17 protein-coding genes are annotated in these 15,790 nt (G+C 36.3%); 6 read left to right on the top strand and 11 right to left on the bottom strand.

The features are described 5' to 3' along the window. Nucleotides 1-47: 47 nt before the first annotated feature. A complete protein-coding gene (locus tag DBR39_RS10900) occupies nucleotides 48-743 on the bottom strand; it encodes an NUDIX hydrolase (protein ID WP_124532986.1) in 696 nt (231 codons plus the stop codon). 60 nt (nucleotides 744-803) lie between these two features. On the opposite strand from DBR39_RS10900, the gene DBR39_RS10895 reads away from it, so the two are divergent. Then, nucleotides 804-1,550: a hypothetical protein gene (locus tag DBR39_RS10895; RefSeq protein WP_124532985.1), complete on the top strand. Its 747-nt coding sequence runs from the start codon at nucleotides 804-806 to the stop codon at nucleotides 1,548-1,550. 289 nt (nucleotides 1,551-1,839) lie between these two features. After that, entirely contained in the window at nucleotides 1,840-2,484 is a 645-nt protein-coding gene (locus DBR39_RS10890) for a DUF1579 domain-containing protein (protein WP_124532983.1), read from the top strand. A gap of 51 nt (nucleotides 2,485-2,535) precedes the next feature. Here DBR39_RS10890 and lepA read toward each other — a convergent pair whose 3' ends face one another. From lepA to DBR39_RS10865, 5 genes are all read right to left on the bottom strand, one after another. Next, complete coding sequence (gene lepA, locus DBR39_RS10885) at nucleotides 2,536-4,332, bottom strand: translation elongation factor 4 (RefSeq protein WP_124532981.1); 1,797 nt, start codon at nucleotides 4,330-4,332, stop codon at nucleotides 2,536-2,538. 127 nt (nucleotides 4,333-4,459) lie between these two features. Next, nucleotides 4,460-5,479, bottom strand: coding sequence for a hypothetical protein (locus tag DBR39_RS10880; RefSeq protein WP_124532979.1), 1,020 nt, complete (start codon nucleotides 5,477-5,479; stop codon nucleotides 4,460-4,462). Nucleotides 5,480-5,579: 100 nt separating this feature from the next. After that, a complete protein-coding gene (locus tag DBR39_RS10875) occupies nucleotides 5,580-6,089 on the bottom strand; it encodes a hypothetical protein (RefSeq protein WP_124532977.1) in 510 nt (169 codons plus the stop codon). A 6-nt stretch (nucleotides 6,090-6,095) separates the two neighbouring features. Beyond that, nucleotides 6,096-6,638: a hypothetical protein gene (locus DBR39_RS10870; RefSeq protein ID WP_124532975.1), complete on the bottom strand. Its 543-nt coding sequence runs from the start codon at nucleotides 6,636-6,638 to the stop codon at nucleotides 6,096-6,098. A gap of 17 nt (nucleotides 6,639-6,655) precedes the next feature. After that, on the bottom strand, nucleotides 6,656-7,207 hold the full coding sequence (locus DBR39_RS10865; protein WP_103233409.1) for an RNA polymerase sigma factor: 552 nt from the start codon (nucleotides 7,205-7,207) through the stop codon (nucleotides 6,656-6,658). A gap of 182 nt (nucleotides 7,208-7,389) precedes the next feature. Here DBR39_RS10865 and DBR39_RS10860 point away from each other — a divergent pair, with 182 nt between their 5' ends. From DBR39_RS10860 to DBR39_RS10845, 4 genes are all read left to right on the top strand, one after another. Continuing rightward, the gene (locus tag DBR39_RS10860) at nucleotides 7,390-8,139 is read left to right on the top strand and encodes a Rossmann-like and DUF2520 domain-containing protein (protein WP_124532973.1); all 750 of its coding nucleotides are present in this window, start codon (nucleotides 7,390-7,392) and stop codon (nucleotides 8,137-8,139) included. Then, nucleotides 8,129-8,647 carry a KdsC family phosphatase gene (locus tag DBR39_RS10855; RefSeq protein WP_109737871.1) on the top strand — a complete coding sequence of 173 codons (519 nt, stop codon included), beginning with the start codon at nucleotides 8,129-8,131 and terminating at the stop codon, nucleotides 8,645-8,647. Before DBR39_RS10860 ends, DBR39_RS10855 begins: the two co-directional genes overlap by 11 nt. A 5-nt stretch (nucleotides 8,648-8,652) precedes the next feature. Further along, nucleotides 8,653-9,216, top strand: a complete 564-nt coding sequence (locus DBR39_RS10850) for a Maf family protein (protein ID WP_124532971.1) — start codon at nucleotides 8,653-8,655, stop codon at nucleotides 9,214-9,216. Between the two features lie 149 nt (nucleotides 9,217-9,365). Further along, nucleotides 9,366-11,945: a tetratricopeptide repeat protein gene (locus DBR39_RS10845; RefSeq protein ID WP_124532969.1), complete on the top strand. Its 2,580-nt coding sequence runs from the start codon at nucleotides 9,366-9,368 to the stop codon at nucleotides 11,943-11,945. A 67-nt stretch (nucleotides 11,946-12,012) separates the two neighbouring features. Here DBR39_RS10845 and tsaB read toward each other — a convergent pair whose 3' ends face one another. From tsaB to DBR39_RS10820, 5 genes are all read right to left on the bottom strand, one after another. Further along, nucleotides 12,013-12,687, bottom strand: a complete 675-nt coding sequence (tsaB, locus tag DBR39_RS10840; RefSeq protein WP_124532967.1) for a tRNA (adenosine(37)-N6)-threonylcarbamoyltransferase complex dimerization subunit type 1 TsaB — start codon at nucleotides 12,685-12,687, stop codon at nucleotides 12,013-12,015. A gap of 80 nt (nucleotides 12,688-12,767) precedes the next feature. Next, on the bottom strand, nucleotides 12,768-13,517 hold the full coding sequence (locus tag DBR39_RS10835; RefSeq protein WP_124532965.1) for an SDR family NAD(P)-dependent oxidoreductase: 750 nt from the start codon (nucleotides 13,515-13,517) through the stop codon (nucleotides 12,768-12,770). A gap of 12 nt (nucleotides 13,518-13,529) precedes the next feature. Next, a complete protein-coding gene (locus DBR39_RS10830) occupies nucleotides 13,530-13,901 on the bottom strand; it encodes a YraN family protein (RefSeq protein WP_124532964.1) in 372 nt (123 codons plus the stop codon). A 42-nt stretch (nucleotides 13,902-13,943) separates the two neighbouring features. Next, nucleotides 13,944-14,873 (bottom strand): LD-carboxypeptidase, encoded by a 930-nt coding sequence (locus tag DBR39_RS10825; RefSeq protein WP_124532962.1) that lies wholly within the window; start codon nucleotides 14,871-14,873, stop codon nucleotides 13,944-13,946. Next, nucleotides 14,870-15,556, bottom strand: a complete 687-nt coding sequence (locus DBR39_RS10820; protein WP_103233417.1) for a LysE family translocator — start codon at nucleotides 15,554-15,556, stop codon at nucleotides 14,870-14,872. Before DBR39_RS10820 ends, DBR39_RS10825 begins: the two co-directional genes overlap by 4 nt. Between the last annotated feature and the right edge of the window lie 234 nt (nucleotides 15,557-15,790).

Here is a 15,790-nt window from a genome sequence, read left to right as displayed (position 1 = left end):
GTAAACATTAGTGCCCAATTATTAGTGAAATTTATATTTAAAACAAGCTATTTAATCTCAAAATAAAAGCCCTGTTCCTCCAGCTCTTTATATTTTTCCTTATTAAATGTAAAAAGCTTTCCGGGTCTGCCGCTGCCCTCTTTTTTAACGTTGTTGGTTTCGTTAAGCAGTCCATAGCTCATGATTTTTTTACGGAAGTTTCTCCTGTCAATTTCCTGCCCTACAATGGCTTTATAAAGGTTTTCAAGGTCTGAAAAAGGAAATTCTTCATTGAGAAGATTGAAACCGATAGGCTGGTATTGAATTTTTGTACGAAGTCTTTTTAAGGCAGTCTCAATAATTGTTTTGTGGTCAAAAGCCACTGAAGGGAGTTTGTTTACACTAAACCATTGTGCATCTTCAGCATCAGAATCTGCAAACAGTTCATGATAAGACGGGTTCACAAGGCCCAGATAAGCCACAGAAACCACTCTATTCCTTGGATCGCGACCCAGATTACCAAATGTATAAAGTTGTTCTAAAAAATCAGGTTTTATGCCCGCTTCTTCATAGAGTTCTCTTTTTACGGCATCATCTACACTTTCATCATCAAGAACAAGACCTCCGGGTAGTGCCCAACCTCCTTTAAAAGGTTCAATATTTCTTTTAATCAGAAGAATCTGAAGATCTTTTTTGTCAAAATATCCGAAAATAACTGCATCTACAGCCACTTTTATATCTTGTAGTTTTTTTGGAGACTCCATAAATTAATTTGCGTTACGAATACACAAAGTTATAGAAATAAATCTTTTTATTAAGTTTACATGATGAAATTTTTTGTTTATTTTTCACTTTTGCTAACGTTCTCCGGCTGTAAAGAGAAATCTTTTGCCGATGAAATTAATTTACAATATCCAAAACATGAAAAACTGAGCTTTCAACAGTTCAATGAAGGGCTGGAAGAAACAGGGACAGGAGTGATCTATATTGGAAAGGAAGCATCATCAATAGAGGTAAAATATTTTCGGCATATGCTTGCTCCACCACCTCCTCCTCCTTCGTTGGAGAGAATTCAGCAAGATTCAGCAAGGGAACGTATCATTCAGAAATATTTCTATCCATCTGTCAATAGGGTTTATTTAGCAGATAAACCGGTTATCTTTGATTCTTTAACCTCAAAAAGTGTTGAAATCATTGTCAAAGTACAGGATACAATTCCAAAATACATGTATAATTTTGAAACTGAAACCTTAAAAAAATACAAATCATTTCCGGTCTTTATAAAAAATATTTCCGGACGAAAACTTATTCTCCCCGAGTTTAAAAGCTTATTTCCAGCTCTTTTAAATAATCAACAAAAATGGCAGATTATACGGAATGATAATGCATTAATTTGTGGAAATAGAAGCTGGAACTATGCATATTGGGAATTTGAACCTGATGAAATTATGGTGGTTTCAGTCAATTTTTTGCCGGGAACAAGTAAGGGCAAATTCAAATTATATTTTGGCAATGCTGCTTCAAAACCTTTTTTGATGAATTATGATAAAAAAATAATCGAATATCAATAGAAGGACTCAAAGGTAAAGTAAGAATGAATTAATTATTTAGGTTTAAGACAGCCTGAACGGCTACCGTGTGGTAAAATCAAATGAAATATATCCTAATCGAGATCGATTTCCTTCCATTATAAAAATCAAATACAACCTCAGCAGGCAACACATCGAAAATGAACTATATTCCTTCTGATGGCAAATAACTTTGGCTAGCGATTTATGCCCGTAGTAAAAAATAATTTCAGATATAATAAAAGTTCATATCTTTAAGTTGCAAATCTAACAATCTTAAAACTAAATCATTATGAAAAATTTATTATCAATTCTTTCTATTGCCTTTTTATTAATGGCTTGTGAGAAAGGAAAAACAGCTGCTGCCAATGGTTCCGGTAAAAACGACTCTACGGCAACAAATTCCGAATGGAAACCTGTAGACTCTGCAACGGCCATGAAATCCTGGATGGAATATGCTACTCCCGGAGAAATGCACAAAATGCTGGCAAAATCTGACGGAACCTGGACCGGAGAAACCACCATGTGGATGGAAAACGGAGCAAAACCTATGACCAGCCAATCTGAGGCTACTAATAAAATGATGTATGGCGGACGTTACCAGGTCAGCAACCACAAAGGAAACTTTATGGGAATGCCTTTCGAAGGAATGAGCATTGTAGGCTATGACAACTCAAAGAAGAAGTTTGTCAGTACATGGATTGACAATATGGGGACCGGAATAATGCATGGGGAAGGAGATTGGAATGCTTCCACAAAATCAGTTGAATTTAAAGGAAAAATGACTGATCCTTCAAGACCTGGAAAGGATTGTGATTTCAGAGAAGTTTTCACATTTGTGGATGACAATACTCAAAAACTGGAAATGTACGGTCCCGATTCCAAGACTGGAAAAGAGTACAAAACAATGGAAATCAAATATACCCGTAAGAAATAAATCAATAAAAAAACCGCTTCGTCTGAAGCGGTTTTTTTATTTTATAATGAATTAATCATTCAGTTTTAATACAGCCATGAACGCTGATTGCGGTACTTCTACTCTACCAATCTGCTTCATTTTCTTCTTACCTTCTTTCTGCTTCTCCAATAGTTTACGCTTTCTGGAGATATCCCCACCGTAACATTTTGCAGTAACGTCTTTTCTTAAGGCTTTAATGGTTTCTCTTGCAATTACTTTCGCCCCTAATGCTGCCTGAACCGCAATATCAAACTGCTGTCTCGGGATCAGCTCACGAAGCTTTTCACACATCCTTTTACCGATGTAATACGCATTAGAATCGTGAATCAATGAAGACAATGCATCTACCATATCACCATTGATCAGGATATCCATTTTTACAAGCTTGGAAGCTCTGAATCCAATTGGATGATAATCGAATGACGCATATCCTTTAGAGATCGACTTCAATCTGTCATAGAAATCGAATACAACCTCAGCAAGAGGCATATTGAAAATTAGCTCAACTCTTTCTGATGTCAAGTAACTTTGATTAACGATCTCTCCTCTCTTCTCGATACATAAAGTCATTACCGCTCCTACGAAGTCAGATTTTGTAATGATAGAAGCCTTAATGAACGGCTCTTCTACTCTATCCATCGTTGAAGGATCCATCATTTCAGACGGGTTGTTGATCAGGATAGGAACTTCAGGTTCTTTTTTAGTATATCCAAAATAAGAAACGTTAGGTACCGTTGTAATTACGTTCATATTGAACTCTCTGTCAAGACGTTCCTGAACGATTTCCATGTGAAGCATTCCTAAGAATCCGCAACGGAAACCAAAACCAAGAGCCGCAGAACTTTCCGGTTCAAAAACCAGAGATGCATCATTCAGTCTTAATTTTTCAAGAGAGAATCTTAATTCTTCAAAATCCTCAGAATCAATTGGGTAAATCCCGGCAAATACCATTGGTTTTACTTCCTCAAATCCATCAATCGGACCGTCTGCAGGTTTTTCAAAAGAAGTGATGGTATCTCCTACTTTTACTTCACGCGCATCCTTAATACCGGAAACCAGATATCCCACATCTCCACAATGAATCGTTTTCTTTGGAACCTGCTTCAGTTTCAATGTCCCTACTTCATCAGCACCATATTCTTTCCCGGTTGCAAAGAACTTAATCTTTTCATTTTTAGAAATACTTCCGTTCACGATTTTGAAATAAGCTTCAATTCCTCTGAACGGGTTGTAAACAGAGTCAAAAATCAATGCCTGAAGTGGTCCGTCAGGATTTCCTACCGGTGCAGGAATTCTTTCAACAATCTTCTCTAAAAGATCATGAACACCCTCTCCTGTTTTTCCTGAAACTCTCAATACATCTTCATATTCGCATCCGATCAGATTCATGATTTCATCGGTTACTTCTTCAGGATTGGCAGATGGAAGGTCAATTTTATTCAAAATCGGAATGATCGTTAAATCATTTTCCAATGCCAGATATAGATTACTGATGGTTTGTGCCTGAATACTCTGTGCAGCATCCACGATAAGAAGTGCTCCTTCACAGGCAGCAATAGAACGGGATACTTCATAAGAAAAGTCAACGTGTCCCGGTGTATCAATAAGGTTTAGAATATATTTTTCTCCTTTATACTCATAATCCATCTGGATCGCGTGTGATTTGATTGTAATCCCACGTTCTTTCTCCAAATCCATATCATCCAGCGTCTGAGACTGTAATTCTCTTTGGGTAACGGTATTCGTATACTCCAATAGACGGTCTGCCAGGGTACTTTTACCGTGGTCGATATGAGCGATTATGCAAAAATTTCGTATGTTTTTCATTTAAGAATCTTGTAATTTGCAAAGATAAGAAAATGAAAGAGAATTTTTCATTCTTAATTTTTTCTTTTAACTGAAACACAGGTAACAATAAGAAGAGAAGCCAAATTTTTCCAATTTTTTTTACATATTATTTCGTTTTACCAAAGTCTTCCGGTACCAAATAATTTCCTGTAAAAGGATCAAGATAAACTTTATTTCCTAACGTATTCTTCTTTTTATTTGATAAGCTGACGTCAACAACTGCACCAATAACGCCACCCACCAGACCACCGGCAGCAACACCAATTGTGACCCCACTTACAGTCGTTTCAGGAAACAATTCTGCTTTTGTTGCCTCAATAAAAACACCATTTTCATCTTTAAAAATCTCAGTGTAGCCAAAAGGGATATTCTTGTATGCTATCCCCTTATACACAAAAGCATAAAAATGTCTTATTCCCATTTTCTCCTCTCCTTTTACTGCCTTTGTAACGATTCCTTTATCATTAGCCTGCAACGTAAACCCGGGTTCAGGATTGTGAGTAAAAAAGCTGTAATAATCTTTGTAAACCCCTTCTTTTAATTCGTCAGCTGTTAAAATACTAAGTTTTTCTTTTAATACAGCGGCATAGTTAGGAAGATCATTTTCAGAAATACTAAATTCCCACGGTGTTTTTTTATAAGATTCTTTAAACAGATCAGTAAGGATCAAAGTCGTTTTTCTAGCTAGATTTTGTCCTAAATAAGGTGTTGTACGTGATGAAACCGTTGCTATCGTATCTTTTCTATCCATAAGATGATAGCCATCCTCTTTCTTAATAAATATACTTGCCCTTAATTCAAGCTTTCCAATAGAGTACTTTTCTTTTTTGTCTTCTGAAATATTCAAATTTTCCAACAAAAAAACCATATCATTATTCCCTCTTACCGGATTGTATTTATAAAACCAATCTTGTATGTCCTTAGTGGCATTATTTTCAAAAATAATTTTTACCTCATCCTTATGATACATGACCATTCCGACTTCCTGATTGGCTCTTTGATCTATCACCGTAAGACTTTTGATAGAATTTTTGCTGTCTTTAATGGATTTTGAAAGATCAATTGTTTCTATTTTCTGACCCAATAATACTATCGAAAACAATAAAAAGAAAAGTGCTTTTTTCATAGGTAAACTTTGTGGTAAAAGTAATTTTTTTTGTGGTAAAAATTAAACGGCTCTCACAGAAATATCCGTAAGAGCCGTCCAACATTAAAAAAATAAACTATTATGGGTTCTGCTTAGGTCCCGAAGCGTTATTGTTTCCGTGAGGTTTTCTTTCATCCATTTTATCTCTCATCATCTTTTCGGATTGAAACAGCTTCAGAACTTTTTGACAGGGAATAACCAGCTGCATTTTATCAGCGTATTTTTTTCTGTTATCCAAAAGCTTCTGCCCTAATTCAAAGCTTTGCTGCAATTTAGCTTTCGCTTCTTCATCCGTTAAAGTTTCAGGGTCAAAGCTTGAGTTAAACTGACTTTTTATCTGCTTCTGGCTATCCAGATATTCGTTATACAATTGTGTAAATTCTGCTTTATCACCAGGATCAACATTCAGATTATCCATGATCATATTGTTCCTAAATTTCTTCAGGAGATCTTTCCTCTCTTCCGGGGAAAGATTATTGATAACCTCTTTCCTTTGTTTTGGATCCATCTTTTTCCAATCATAATCTGTCCTTTGGGCATTTAAGCCAAAGCCATAAATAATCAAAAACGTCAATAGTATCTTTTTCATCTTCTTTTAGTTATATATATCCAAATAAACGTCCTGAGTCGAGTTACTTGCTAATTCTGCAATCTCAGAATTAGAAAACGAGTCCAGATAGTCATTCATACGGGTTTCTTCTTTTTTCTTCACAGCTTTCACCGGTTTTGGTGTCTCTGCTGCTTTTTCAGTTTCATTATCATTTTTTAAAGCGTAACTATCGTTACTTCTTTGATTTTCAGCTGTTTGATTGTTGTTTTCAACAGAAGTTAAATCAGACTTTAAGGTTTCATAAGCGAGTTGGCTCTCTGTTTTTGGTTCTTCATGATGAGCAACATATCCTGTTTTAGAATTCAGTTCTTGTTCAACGGAATCATTATTTGAATTGAAAACATAGTTTGCTCCAAAGATCAAAGCCAGTGATGCCGCTGCTGCATACATCCAGTTCAGCTTAAAGACAGGTGCTTTTTTACTTGTCTTTATATCATTCATAACGTTCTCCTGAATATTATCAAACATATTATCAGGAACTGTGTAAATGTTTTTACGCTCTAGTTTTTCTATGTCGAACTCTTTCATCTTTGTTGAATCAAAAATTATTTTTCGTAATTTTCTTTAATATAATCTTCTATTTTTTGTTTGGCATAATGATAATTTGTTTTCAATGTTCCCACAGACATATCTACAATTTTTGATATTTCTTCGTAGGGTAAATCATCATAATACCGCATCATAAATACCAGTTTCTGCTTTTCGGGCAGGCTTTGTATGGCGTTCTGCAGTAATATCTGTATTTCTTCAGCATCTCCTCCCGCATTATCAGCTACCAGATTCTGCATATGATACTCCGGGTCCTCATCCGTCTTCTGCATTTTCTTCATTTTGTTAACCTGCTGCAGCGCTTCGTTGGTAGCGATTCTGTACAACCAGGTATACAACTGGCTATCATTTTTGAACTGATGAAAATTCTGGTAAGCTTTAATAAAAGTATCCTGCAAAGTATCCTGTGCAAGATCTCCGTCCACAATAATTCTTCTTATGTGCCAGTACAATCTGCTTTGATAGGCATCCATCAAGGCCCGGACCCCTTTATCCTGGGTCCGTGGATTCTGCATCAACGAAATAATCTCCGCGTCCTTAATCTTCATAAGATGCCTTACACTGTTTTGGATTACAAAAGTAACTGAAAGTTAAATTAAAAATTCAATTTTCAGTTTAAATATTAAAAATAATATGAGACAGTTACGCAAGAAACGTGCCTATATTGAGGTACCGCATTTCTGAAATCATCATCCTTTCCCGGCTCAGCTTAAAATCTTATATTTGTTATATGCAAATTGTAATCATCGGTTCCGGAAATGTTGCCTATCATATGGCAAAAGCTTTCACTTTGAAAAGCATTCCCCTGGCCCAGATTTTTGGCAGGAACGAAAAAGAATTAAGTAAAATTTCTGAAGAATTACACATTCCCTATTCCAAAGATCATCTGGAAGAGGCAGATCTTTATATCATCTGTGTGAGCGATAATTCTGTAGAGGAAGTTTCAAAGATCATTACCCGAAAAGACTGTCTGGTTGCCCATACATCAGGATCACTTGCAAAAGAAGTCCTGGCTGGTGACTACAGGAAAGCCAGCTTCTACCCTTTACAGACTTTTTCAAAATCCAAAGAACTGGAATATGAAAAAATCCCGTTTTTTGTAGAGGCGGAGAATGAAGAGGATCAGAAAATATTGCTTGACCTTGCTTCTCAGGTTTCAGAAAAGGTAATGGAAAGCAGCCATGAAAAAAGAAAATATATTCATCTGACCGCAGTTTTTGCGTGCAATTTTGTGAATCATCTTTTTTCAAGGGCTAAAGAAATTTCAGATTCACAAGAAATTCCGTTTGATTATTTCTTCCCATTAATTGACGAAACGGTTCAGAAAATCTATGAAATTGAACCAAAAATGGCGCAGACCGGTCCAGCAGTAAGAAATGATGTAAGAATTTTACAGCTGCATGAACAGTTATTAAAAGATGAAAGTCTTGAAATTTATAAAACAATGAATCATTCTATTCAGAAAATGTATGAGCTATAAAGAGAAATTAAAAGATATTAAGGCATTTGTATTTGATGTTGACGGCGTTTTCACAGACGGAAGTGTTTATCTGCTTCCGGGTGGAAATATGTGCAGAGTGATGAATGTCCTGGACGGTTATGCCGTAGTGAAAGCATTAAAAAACAATTATTTAATAGGAGTGATTACGGGCGGAAATGATGAAATGGTAAAACACAGAATCAATTATCTTGGTATTCAGGATTACTACCCGAAGTCTCACAATAAAATTGAGGATTTTGAAGATTTTAAGAAAAAATATAATCTTAAAAATGAAGAAATTCTTACCATGGGTGATGATCTTCCGGATATTCATATCATGGAAAATTCAGCTATTGCAGCATGTCCTGAAAATGCAGTTCCTGAGGTAAAAGGAATCTCCGATTATATTTCCCCGAAAAAAGGAGGAACCGGAGCGGTACGTGACGTGATCGAACAGGTGATGAAAGTTCAGGGGAACTGGCATGATGATAACACTCAATCTGTATAACCGGTATGAAATTACTTTTAGCATCACAATCTCCAAGAAGAAAAGAACTTCTTTCCAGCCTTGGTTTTGAATTTGAAGTGGTAAAAATAGACTGTGAAGAAATTCTTCCGGAACACATCAGAATAGAAGCCGCGGCTGCTTATCTTTCTGATTTAAAAGCGGCTGCTTTCAGAAACCTGGAGGCAGATGAAGTCCTGTTGACCGCTGATACGGTGGTTGCCATCGACAATCAGATTCTTGGAAAACCTAAAGATGAAGCGGATGCCTTTAAGATGCTTCAGAGCCTTTCAGGAAGAACCCATCAGGTTTACACCGGAATTACCATCAAAACAGCTGATCAATCTTTTACAGAAACAGATGTAGCCGATGTGACCCTGAGTGTACTTACCGATGAGGAAATAAAGTATTATATTCAAAATTATAAGCCTTTCGATAAAGCCGGAAGCTATGGTATTCAGGAATGGTTGGGAATGACGAAGATCACAAGTCTCACAGGAAGTTTCTATACGATTATGGGGCTCCCTACTCATCTTGTTTACAAAATATTGAAAGAAACCTCACTGATTTAAAAAAATTATTAAGGTTCCAGACCTCCATTAAAGAAGAAATAAATATTTCCGCAAGAAATATAAATATTATTCATTATAAAATTTTATTATTTTTACAAAATCATCAACCTGCTGATAATAAAAAGCAGATTAGCAAGTTATATTGAATAATGAAAAAGAATATATTATTCCTTTTAGTCATATGCCTTATTGCATCCTGTGCTACCAAAACAAAAAAGCCAGAGCAGCGATCAAAGCTACTGAAAGGTTTTTCCACATATTACAACACTCTTTTTAATGCGAAAGATGCATTAAACAGTGAATTTACGACCAGAGACAAAGGGCACAAAGACAATTTCTATGCACCTTATATTCCTATCCTGACGTACGAAGAACAGCCTTTGGGAAGTGATCTCGGTCAGTCTGAAGCTTTTGCTGAGAATTCTATGAAGATGGCTGAAGTAGCCAACAGACCTTCTGGAAGAGGTGATTCCGGAGCACCCAACAGACCTGGCGGATCTTCTGGAAATGGCCCTGCAAGACCCGATGGCGAACAAGGTAAAGGAGCAACAACGCTTGAAATTGCGGAAGCAAAAGCTTTAAAAGCAATTAATAAATATTCTGTAACCAGAAACGGTGAGGAAAAAAACAAGACGATTTTTGATGCCTATATGATCCTTGTACAATCGAGAATCTATCGGGGCAAATCTCTGGAAGCGCTGGATGCCCTTAATTATGTTTTCACCCACATGAAAGATGATAAAAGGATAGCACTGGCAAGAATTTATCAGGGGCTTGCGTATGATAAAATCAAGGATTATCACAGAGCCCATGAAACTTTTGCAAAACTGAAAGGAGAAGACATTAATAAAAGCTATGCAAAACTGCTAAGCATCTATTATTCTGAGTCTCTGCTTGATGCAGGTAAAAAAGAGGAAGCGGCTCAAGAGCTTGACAATGCTTTTGAACTAAATTCCAATAGAAAACTGAAGAGCAGAATTGCTTATCTGAGAGGACAGGTTCTTGAAAACCTGAACCAAAATGATAAAGCAAGAGAAAGTTATACTGCAGCGTACAAATATGCTAATGATTTTGAATTTGAAGTAAAATCTCAGATCGCCATTGCCAAAACTTTTAACGGTAAGGGAGACTATGCAGGAGCAAAAAATTATCTGGAAGGAATCAGTAAAAAAGGAACTTATGTCTCCAGAAAGAATGAATTTTACTATGCTTTAGGTTTGATGGCCAACAAAGCAGGAAAGAAAGATGAAGCTCAGCAATTCTTCAGAAAATCCTTGTTTGAAAAGGTATCTGACCCTCAGATCCGTGGGCTGGCTTATTATGAAATAGGGAAAAGCTATCTGGAAAAGAACGATTATATCGGAGCTGGAAGTTACTATGATTCTGCCCTGGCTGTAATGACTTATGAGCCTTCAAGGATTTTATTAAAAGATCAGTCTGCCTATATTAAAAAGATATCCAAGAACTACTATCTGATCAAAAAGAATGACAGTATTCTTTCCCTGGCAAAGATGGATAACACTCAGAAAACAGACTATTTCACAAAATATATTGAAAAATTAAAGGTTAAAGAAGAAAGAGAAGAACAAGAGAGAAGGCGTGCAGAAAGAAGCAAAGGATTTGATACCGGGGACTATAGTGCCAACTCTATTTTCGCTAACAGTTCTAATGCTTTTGAGGATTTTGGAGTGACAACCAAAGGATTTTATTTCAGTAATACAGGAACAGTAAGCAAAGGAACATCTTCGTTTAAGCAAGTATGGGGAGACCGTGCTCTTGCTGATAACTGGCGTTTTTCCAAAAAAATGGCTTCTATTGAAGATATGAAGAATGAAGCGCTGGGGGTAACTTCAGCTCCTAATCCAAGACGTTTTGAGCCTGCTTTTTATATTGAGCAGATTCCTACGGATCAAGGTAAGCTATCTCAGCTAAAAAAGGACAGAGATACCGCATCTTTAGGTTTAGGGATTATGTATCAGAACTATTTTACCAATACTCCCCTAGCGACCAAAACACTGTATGATCTTGTGGATGTAAAGCCGGAAGAAAAAGTAATGCTGCAGGCATTGTATGAGATTTTTGCCATGAATTATGAGAAAAATCCACAGGCATCCGAAAAAGCAAAACAAATTCTATTAGCGGATTATCCATACACTTCTTATGCTGAATTTGCGAGAAATCCTAAAAACAAATCCTTCGTAAAATCAACGGAAGAAGTTGAGAATGAGTATAAAAAAGCATACGCTTTATTCGAATCGGAAAAATTTGCGGAAAGTAAGGATATCATCGATCAGACTATTCTGAAATTCCCGAAGGATGCACTTATCCCTAAATTATATCTGTTAAATGCATTCAATGCAGGAAAATCCAGCGGAAAAGAAGTAATGATTCTCCAGCTGGAACAGATCGCTCTGAATTATTCTAAAACACCGGAAGGAATAAGGGCTAAAGAAATGCTGAATTACCTGAAAAGTGATCTCAGCTTCCAGGCTACTGACAACAAAGGAAATGCTGTACCTCAACAACCGGGAGGACCTCCTACACAGCCTACTTCCAGTAACCAGGGTACGGGAATCCCACAAATGAATAACGGGAAAGTGCAGAAACTGGATAATATACAAAACCTGAATATGGATACTACTCCACAGGTATCAAATCCAGCCCAGCAAAAACAAAAAAAATCAAACGAAACGAAACCAGCGTCAAAGTCACCACCGAGACCTCAATAAAAACAAAAAAGCGAAGATATACTCTTCGCTTTTTTTATGGGTTTACTTTATTCTGATTATACAGAATTTAAGAATTCTTTTTCTTTACTCCATGGAAATCTTTGAGATAAAAAGGCTCGAAATAAGCTATATCTTCAAACTCATTGCTTTCTATCTTTTCCAGGGTCTTCTTGATAAGATATTGCGAAGAAGGATACACATCGTCTTTAAAAACAGCATCAGGAAGATTCAGGATCTCTTTTGCTTTTTTAGCCCCATCCCCTACAAACAGAACTTTTTTATCTTTGAATTCTTCAAAAGAAGTCTCGTCTAAAATTTTAGCTTCTGTCTGAGATAATTCCTTTCCTGTATTACCGTCATAAACGGCCGTATACACCTCCATTCTCCTCGCATCAATCAATGGCACCACAAAGTCATAGTTATCACCTAAAAAGGGCTCTATCATGCTTTCAAGAGAATTGATAGCAATCAGAGGAACTTTGAGTCCGTAACAGAATCCTTTTGCAGATGCTGCACCAATCCTCAACCCGGTATAAGATCCGGGACCTTTTCCCAAAGAAACGGCTTCAATTTCTTTAATTGAAATTCCTGCTCCTTCCAATGCCCATTCTACGTAGCTATGAAGACTTTCAGACTGTTTGTAGTTTTCAGAAACTTCTTCACACAGACATAGTAGCTTTTCGTTGTCTGATACGGCTACTGAACAGTTCTTGGAAGATGTTTCCAGATATAGAATTTTCATTTTTTTGTTTTAAGCTAAATGCAAAATTGCGAGAGCAAAATCGCTTTCAATTTTCTGCAAATTTAATCCATTATTTTGGACTATTTTCTATAAATCGTTCTCGGTTCTGCCTGAGCACTTGGATAGATGGTCATATCTGAAACGGTAACGTGTTTCGGGGCATTTACACAGTAAGCAATGGCATCGGCAATATCTTCAGCTTTCAAAGCATCATACCCTGCATAGACCGTTGAAGCTTTCTCATTATCTCCTTTGAATCTTACCAAAGAGAAATCGGTTTCTACAGCTCCAGGCTGGATATTGGTTACTTTGATGCCAAACTCGGTAAGCTCTAGTCTCATCCCTTCCGAAATAACATCTACTGCTTTCTTCGTTGCACAGTACACTACCCCATTCGCATACGTCTGTCTTGCTGCCACAGAGCTGATGTTTACTATATGACCTAAACTTTTAGTTTTCATATTTGGGATGATCATTTTAGAAACATAGAGTAGTCCCTTTACATTTCCATCGATCATAGAATCCCAGTCATCTGTCTTACCAGCCGAAAGAGGGTCTAGCCCATGGGCATTCCCAGCATTATTAATCAGAACATCAATATCTTTCCAGTTTTCAGGAAGAGAATTAACAGCGGTCTCCACTTCTTCAAGATTCCTTACATCAAACAATAAACTAAATATTTCGGTATATTGAGATAGCTCTGATTTCACAGCCTCCAGTACTTCACTTCTTCTTCCACAAATAATAATTCTGTTTCCCTGTTTTGCAAGAAGTTCAGCAGTGGCTTTTCCTATACCGGACGTCGCTCCGGTGATTAATATTGTCTTCATAAAATTGTTTTATTAATTTGCATCAAAGGCCTGAAAAGCATCTTTGATATGGTCAATAATTAAGTTCTTATTTTCATCGGGAAGAACGGAGATAATATCAAATCGTACTTCATTATCTTTATTAAATTCTTCCATATAATGATTGGCAGCAGAAACAATTGATTTTATTTTTGTTTTGGTTACTGCTTCATGGGGCAGCATAAAAGCATCTGTAGATCTTGCCTTCACCTCAGTAATGATAATCAGGTCATTTTTTTCAGCGATAATATCAATCTCAGCTTTCTGAAAACGAAAATTTCTGATAAGAATTTTATAGCCGTTTTTCTGAAGATAGTCGGCAGCCAGATCTTCTGCTATTTTTCCAAAATCATTATGATCAGCCATATTTTGTGTTTAAGAATTTGGAGATAGGAGAGTGGTACTCTTTTAAAATTCGATCTTTACCTTAGCTCCGATTTTCATTTTAACATTTCCTCCGATTAGAAGTGGTCTGTTGTCTTTAATATGTCCATTTGGAAAAGCAAAAACCACAGGAAATTTATACTTTGAAATTCTCTCAGAAATCAGTTTATAGGCAAATTCATCAAAGCTTTCTTCATAGTTTTTATTTTCTTTTTCATCACCCATATTGGTCATCCCACCAACGATAAGTCCTTTGATCTTATTGAAGACTCCCGCCAGCTCGAGACTCATGATCATGCGGTCCAGTGCATAGTAGTTTTCTCCGATATCTTCAATAAATAGGATTTTATCTTTAAAGTCGAAAGAATATTTGGTTCCCAGAAGGGCATAGATAAGGGCTAAATTCCCTCCAACCAATTCTCCTTCAATATTGCCTTCTTTATTCAATTGATGAGATTCAAGGGTGTATTTTGGCGTTTTCCCTTTTAGAATATCAAAGATCAGGTCATAGCTTTCGTCGGTAACTCCAAAACTTGATGTTTTGATGGTCTGTCCATGGATCGAAACAAAACCTTTTTTCAACAGATAACTTTGTATCACTGTATTATCGGAATAGCCAATGTACCATTTTGGATTTTCTATAAAGTTTTTCAATTTAAGATGCTGAATCAGATGCTGGCATCCATAGCCTCCTCTGGAAGCCCAAACCGCTTTAACTTCATGGTCATTTAAGGCCCAGTTGATGTCTTTTATTCTTTCCTTTTCTGTTCCGGCATAATTATATCCGTTTGAAAATTTGGTGTAGAGATGTTCCCCGATAATGGGTTCAAAACCTCTACTTTTAATCATTTCTATTCCCTTTTCCAGTTGAGTGGCATCTACCGCTCCTGCAGGGGAAATAACAGCTATTTTGTCTCCTTTTTTAAGGGACTTTGGAAAGATCATTTTTTTCATTTTGTTTTTTGATATTTTACTTCTTTCTTTTCTGCTTCTTCAAGTTGTCTTTCAAACTGATTGAACTTTTTGAAACTCTGCAGGAAAATAAAGAAACTGAAGACAATAAGAATACAGCCAACAACTCTTCTGATCCGGTTGGCCAGTTTCTGTGTAAGCTTATCGTGAAATTGTTTAGCAAGAAATATTTTGGCAAGATCTATAGAAAGGTATGTTGCCAATACTATGCCTATGTATAAAATAAAACTGCTGGTGTCCGGGTATTGATTCCTTACGGAAATTACCGTTACCAGCCAGAAAAGGATAACTCCAACATTTAAAAGATTAAAGAAAAAACCATTGAAAAATGTTTTAATATAATTTTGGCCAATAATCTTTTCTTCACCCGGCATATGCATTTTGGTCTTGGTTACCAGCATCACAATCCCATAAATAAAAATTAGAATAGAAGTGATTCTATAGAACCCGGGATGCTTATCTATTAAAGAGACAATATCTGTACTGGCATAATACGCCGCTACAATGCATAATAAATCTGCAGTAATAACGCCAAGATCCAGTGATAAGGCATGTTTTGGGCCTCTGGAAAAGCTGGTTTCAATTAACAGGAAAAATATAGGTCCTATAAAAACCAGGCTCAGCATAAATCCTAATATGACGGCAGATAGTACAAGTTCTAGCATTAAGTGGTATTTAAAAATGAATAAAAATTCATTTCGTTTTATACAAAGTTATACTTTATGATTTAATTATTCAATAAAGTTGTGATATATCAACTGGATTTTAAGGAGAGTTTAATCTGAAATTTTTAAGGAAATAGGAGAGGAGTAAGAATGATAAGCCCTGAAACGTGACCAGATCTTAAAATTATTTTGAATGAATTTTTAACTTCTTAAAAAGAAAGAGGCTGTTCTTTT

The sequence above is a fragment of the Chryseobacterium sp. KBW03 genome, assembly GCF_003852415.1.
GTDB classification, from domain to species: domain Bacteria; phylum Bacteroidota; class Bacteroidia; order Flavobacteriales; family Weeksellaceae; genus Chryseobacterium; species Chryseobacterium viscerum.
Note: the sequence above shows the minus strand (reverse complement) of the source record. Positions and strands in the feature narration are given on the sequence as shown.

Excerpts from the sequence above, each read along its gene's own strand:
- DBR39_RS10860 (WP_124532973.1), top strand. The coding sequence starts at position 7,390 with ATGCAAATTGTAATCATCGGTTCCGGAAATGTTGCCTATCATATGGCA.
- DBR39_RS10825 (WP_124532962.1), bottom strand. The coding sequence starts at position 14,873 with ATGAAAAAAATGATCTTTCCAAAGTCCCTTAAAAAAGGAGACAAAATA.
- DBR39_RS10845 (WP_124532969.1), top strand. The coding sequence starts at position 9,366 with ATGAAAAAGAATATATTATTCCTTTTAGTCATATGCCTTATTGCATCC.
- DBR39_RS10820 (WP_103233417.1), bottom strand. The coding sequence starts at position 15,556 with ATGCTAGAACTTGTACTATCTGCCGTCATATTAGGATTTATGCTGAGC.
- DBR39_RS10850 (WP_124532971.1), top strand. The coding sequence starts at position 8,653 with ATGAAATTACTTTTAGCATCACAATCTCCAAGAAGAAAAGAACTTCTT.
- DBR39_RS10890 (WP_124532983.1), top strand. The coding sequence starts at position 1,840 with ATGAAAAATTTATTATCAATTCTTTCTATTGCCTTTTTATTAATGGCT.
- DBR39_RS10870 (WP_124532975.1), bottom strand. The coding sequence starts at position 6,638 with ATGAAAGAGTTCGACATAGAAAAACTAGAGCGTAAAAACATTTACACA.
- lepA (WP_124532981.1), bottom strand. The coding sequence starts at position 4,332 with ATGAAAAACATACGAAATTTTTGCATAATCGCTCATATCGACCACGGT.
- DBR39_RS10830 (WP_124532964.1), bottom strand. The coding sequence starts at position 13,901 with ATGGCTGATCATAATGATTTTGGAAAAATAGCAGAAGATCTGGCTGCC.
- DBR39_RS10900 (WP_124532986.1), bottom strand. The coding sequence starts at position 743 with ATGGAGTCTCCAAAAAAACTACAAGATATAAAAGTGGCTGTAGATGCA.
- DBR39_RS10875 (WP_124532977.1), bottom strand. The coding sequence starts at position 6,089 with ATGAAAAAGATACTATTGACGTTTTTGATTATTTATGGCTTTGGCTTA.
- DBR39_RS10835 (WP_124532965.1), bottom strand. The coding sequence starts at position 13,517 with ATGAAGACAATATTAATCACCGGAGCGACGTCCGGTATAGGAAAAGCC.
- DBR39_RS10865 (WP_103233409.1), bottom strand. The coding sequence starts at position 7,207 with ATGAAGATTAAGGACGCGGAGATTATTTCGTTGATGCAGAATCCACGG.
- DBR39_RS10855 (WP_109737871.1), top strand. The coding sequence starts at position 8,129 with ATGAGCTATAAAGAGAAATTAAAAGATATTAAGGCATTTGTATTTGAT.
- DBR39_RS10880 (WP_124532979.1), bottom strand. The coding sequence starts at position 5,479 with ATGAAAAAAGCACTTTTCTTTTTATTGTTTTCGATAGTATTATTGGGT.
- tsaB (WP_124532967.1), bottom strand. The coding sequence starts at position 12,687 with ATGAAAATTCTATATCTGGAAACATCTTCCAAGAACTGTTCAGTAGCC.
- DBR39_RS10895 (WP_124532985.1), top strand. The coding sequence starts at position 804 with ATGATGAAATTTTTTGTTTATTTTTCACTTTTGCTAACGTTCTCCGGC.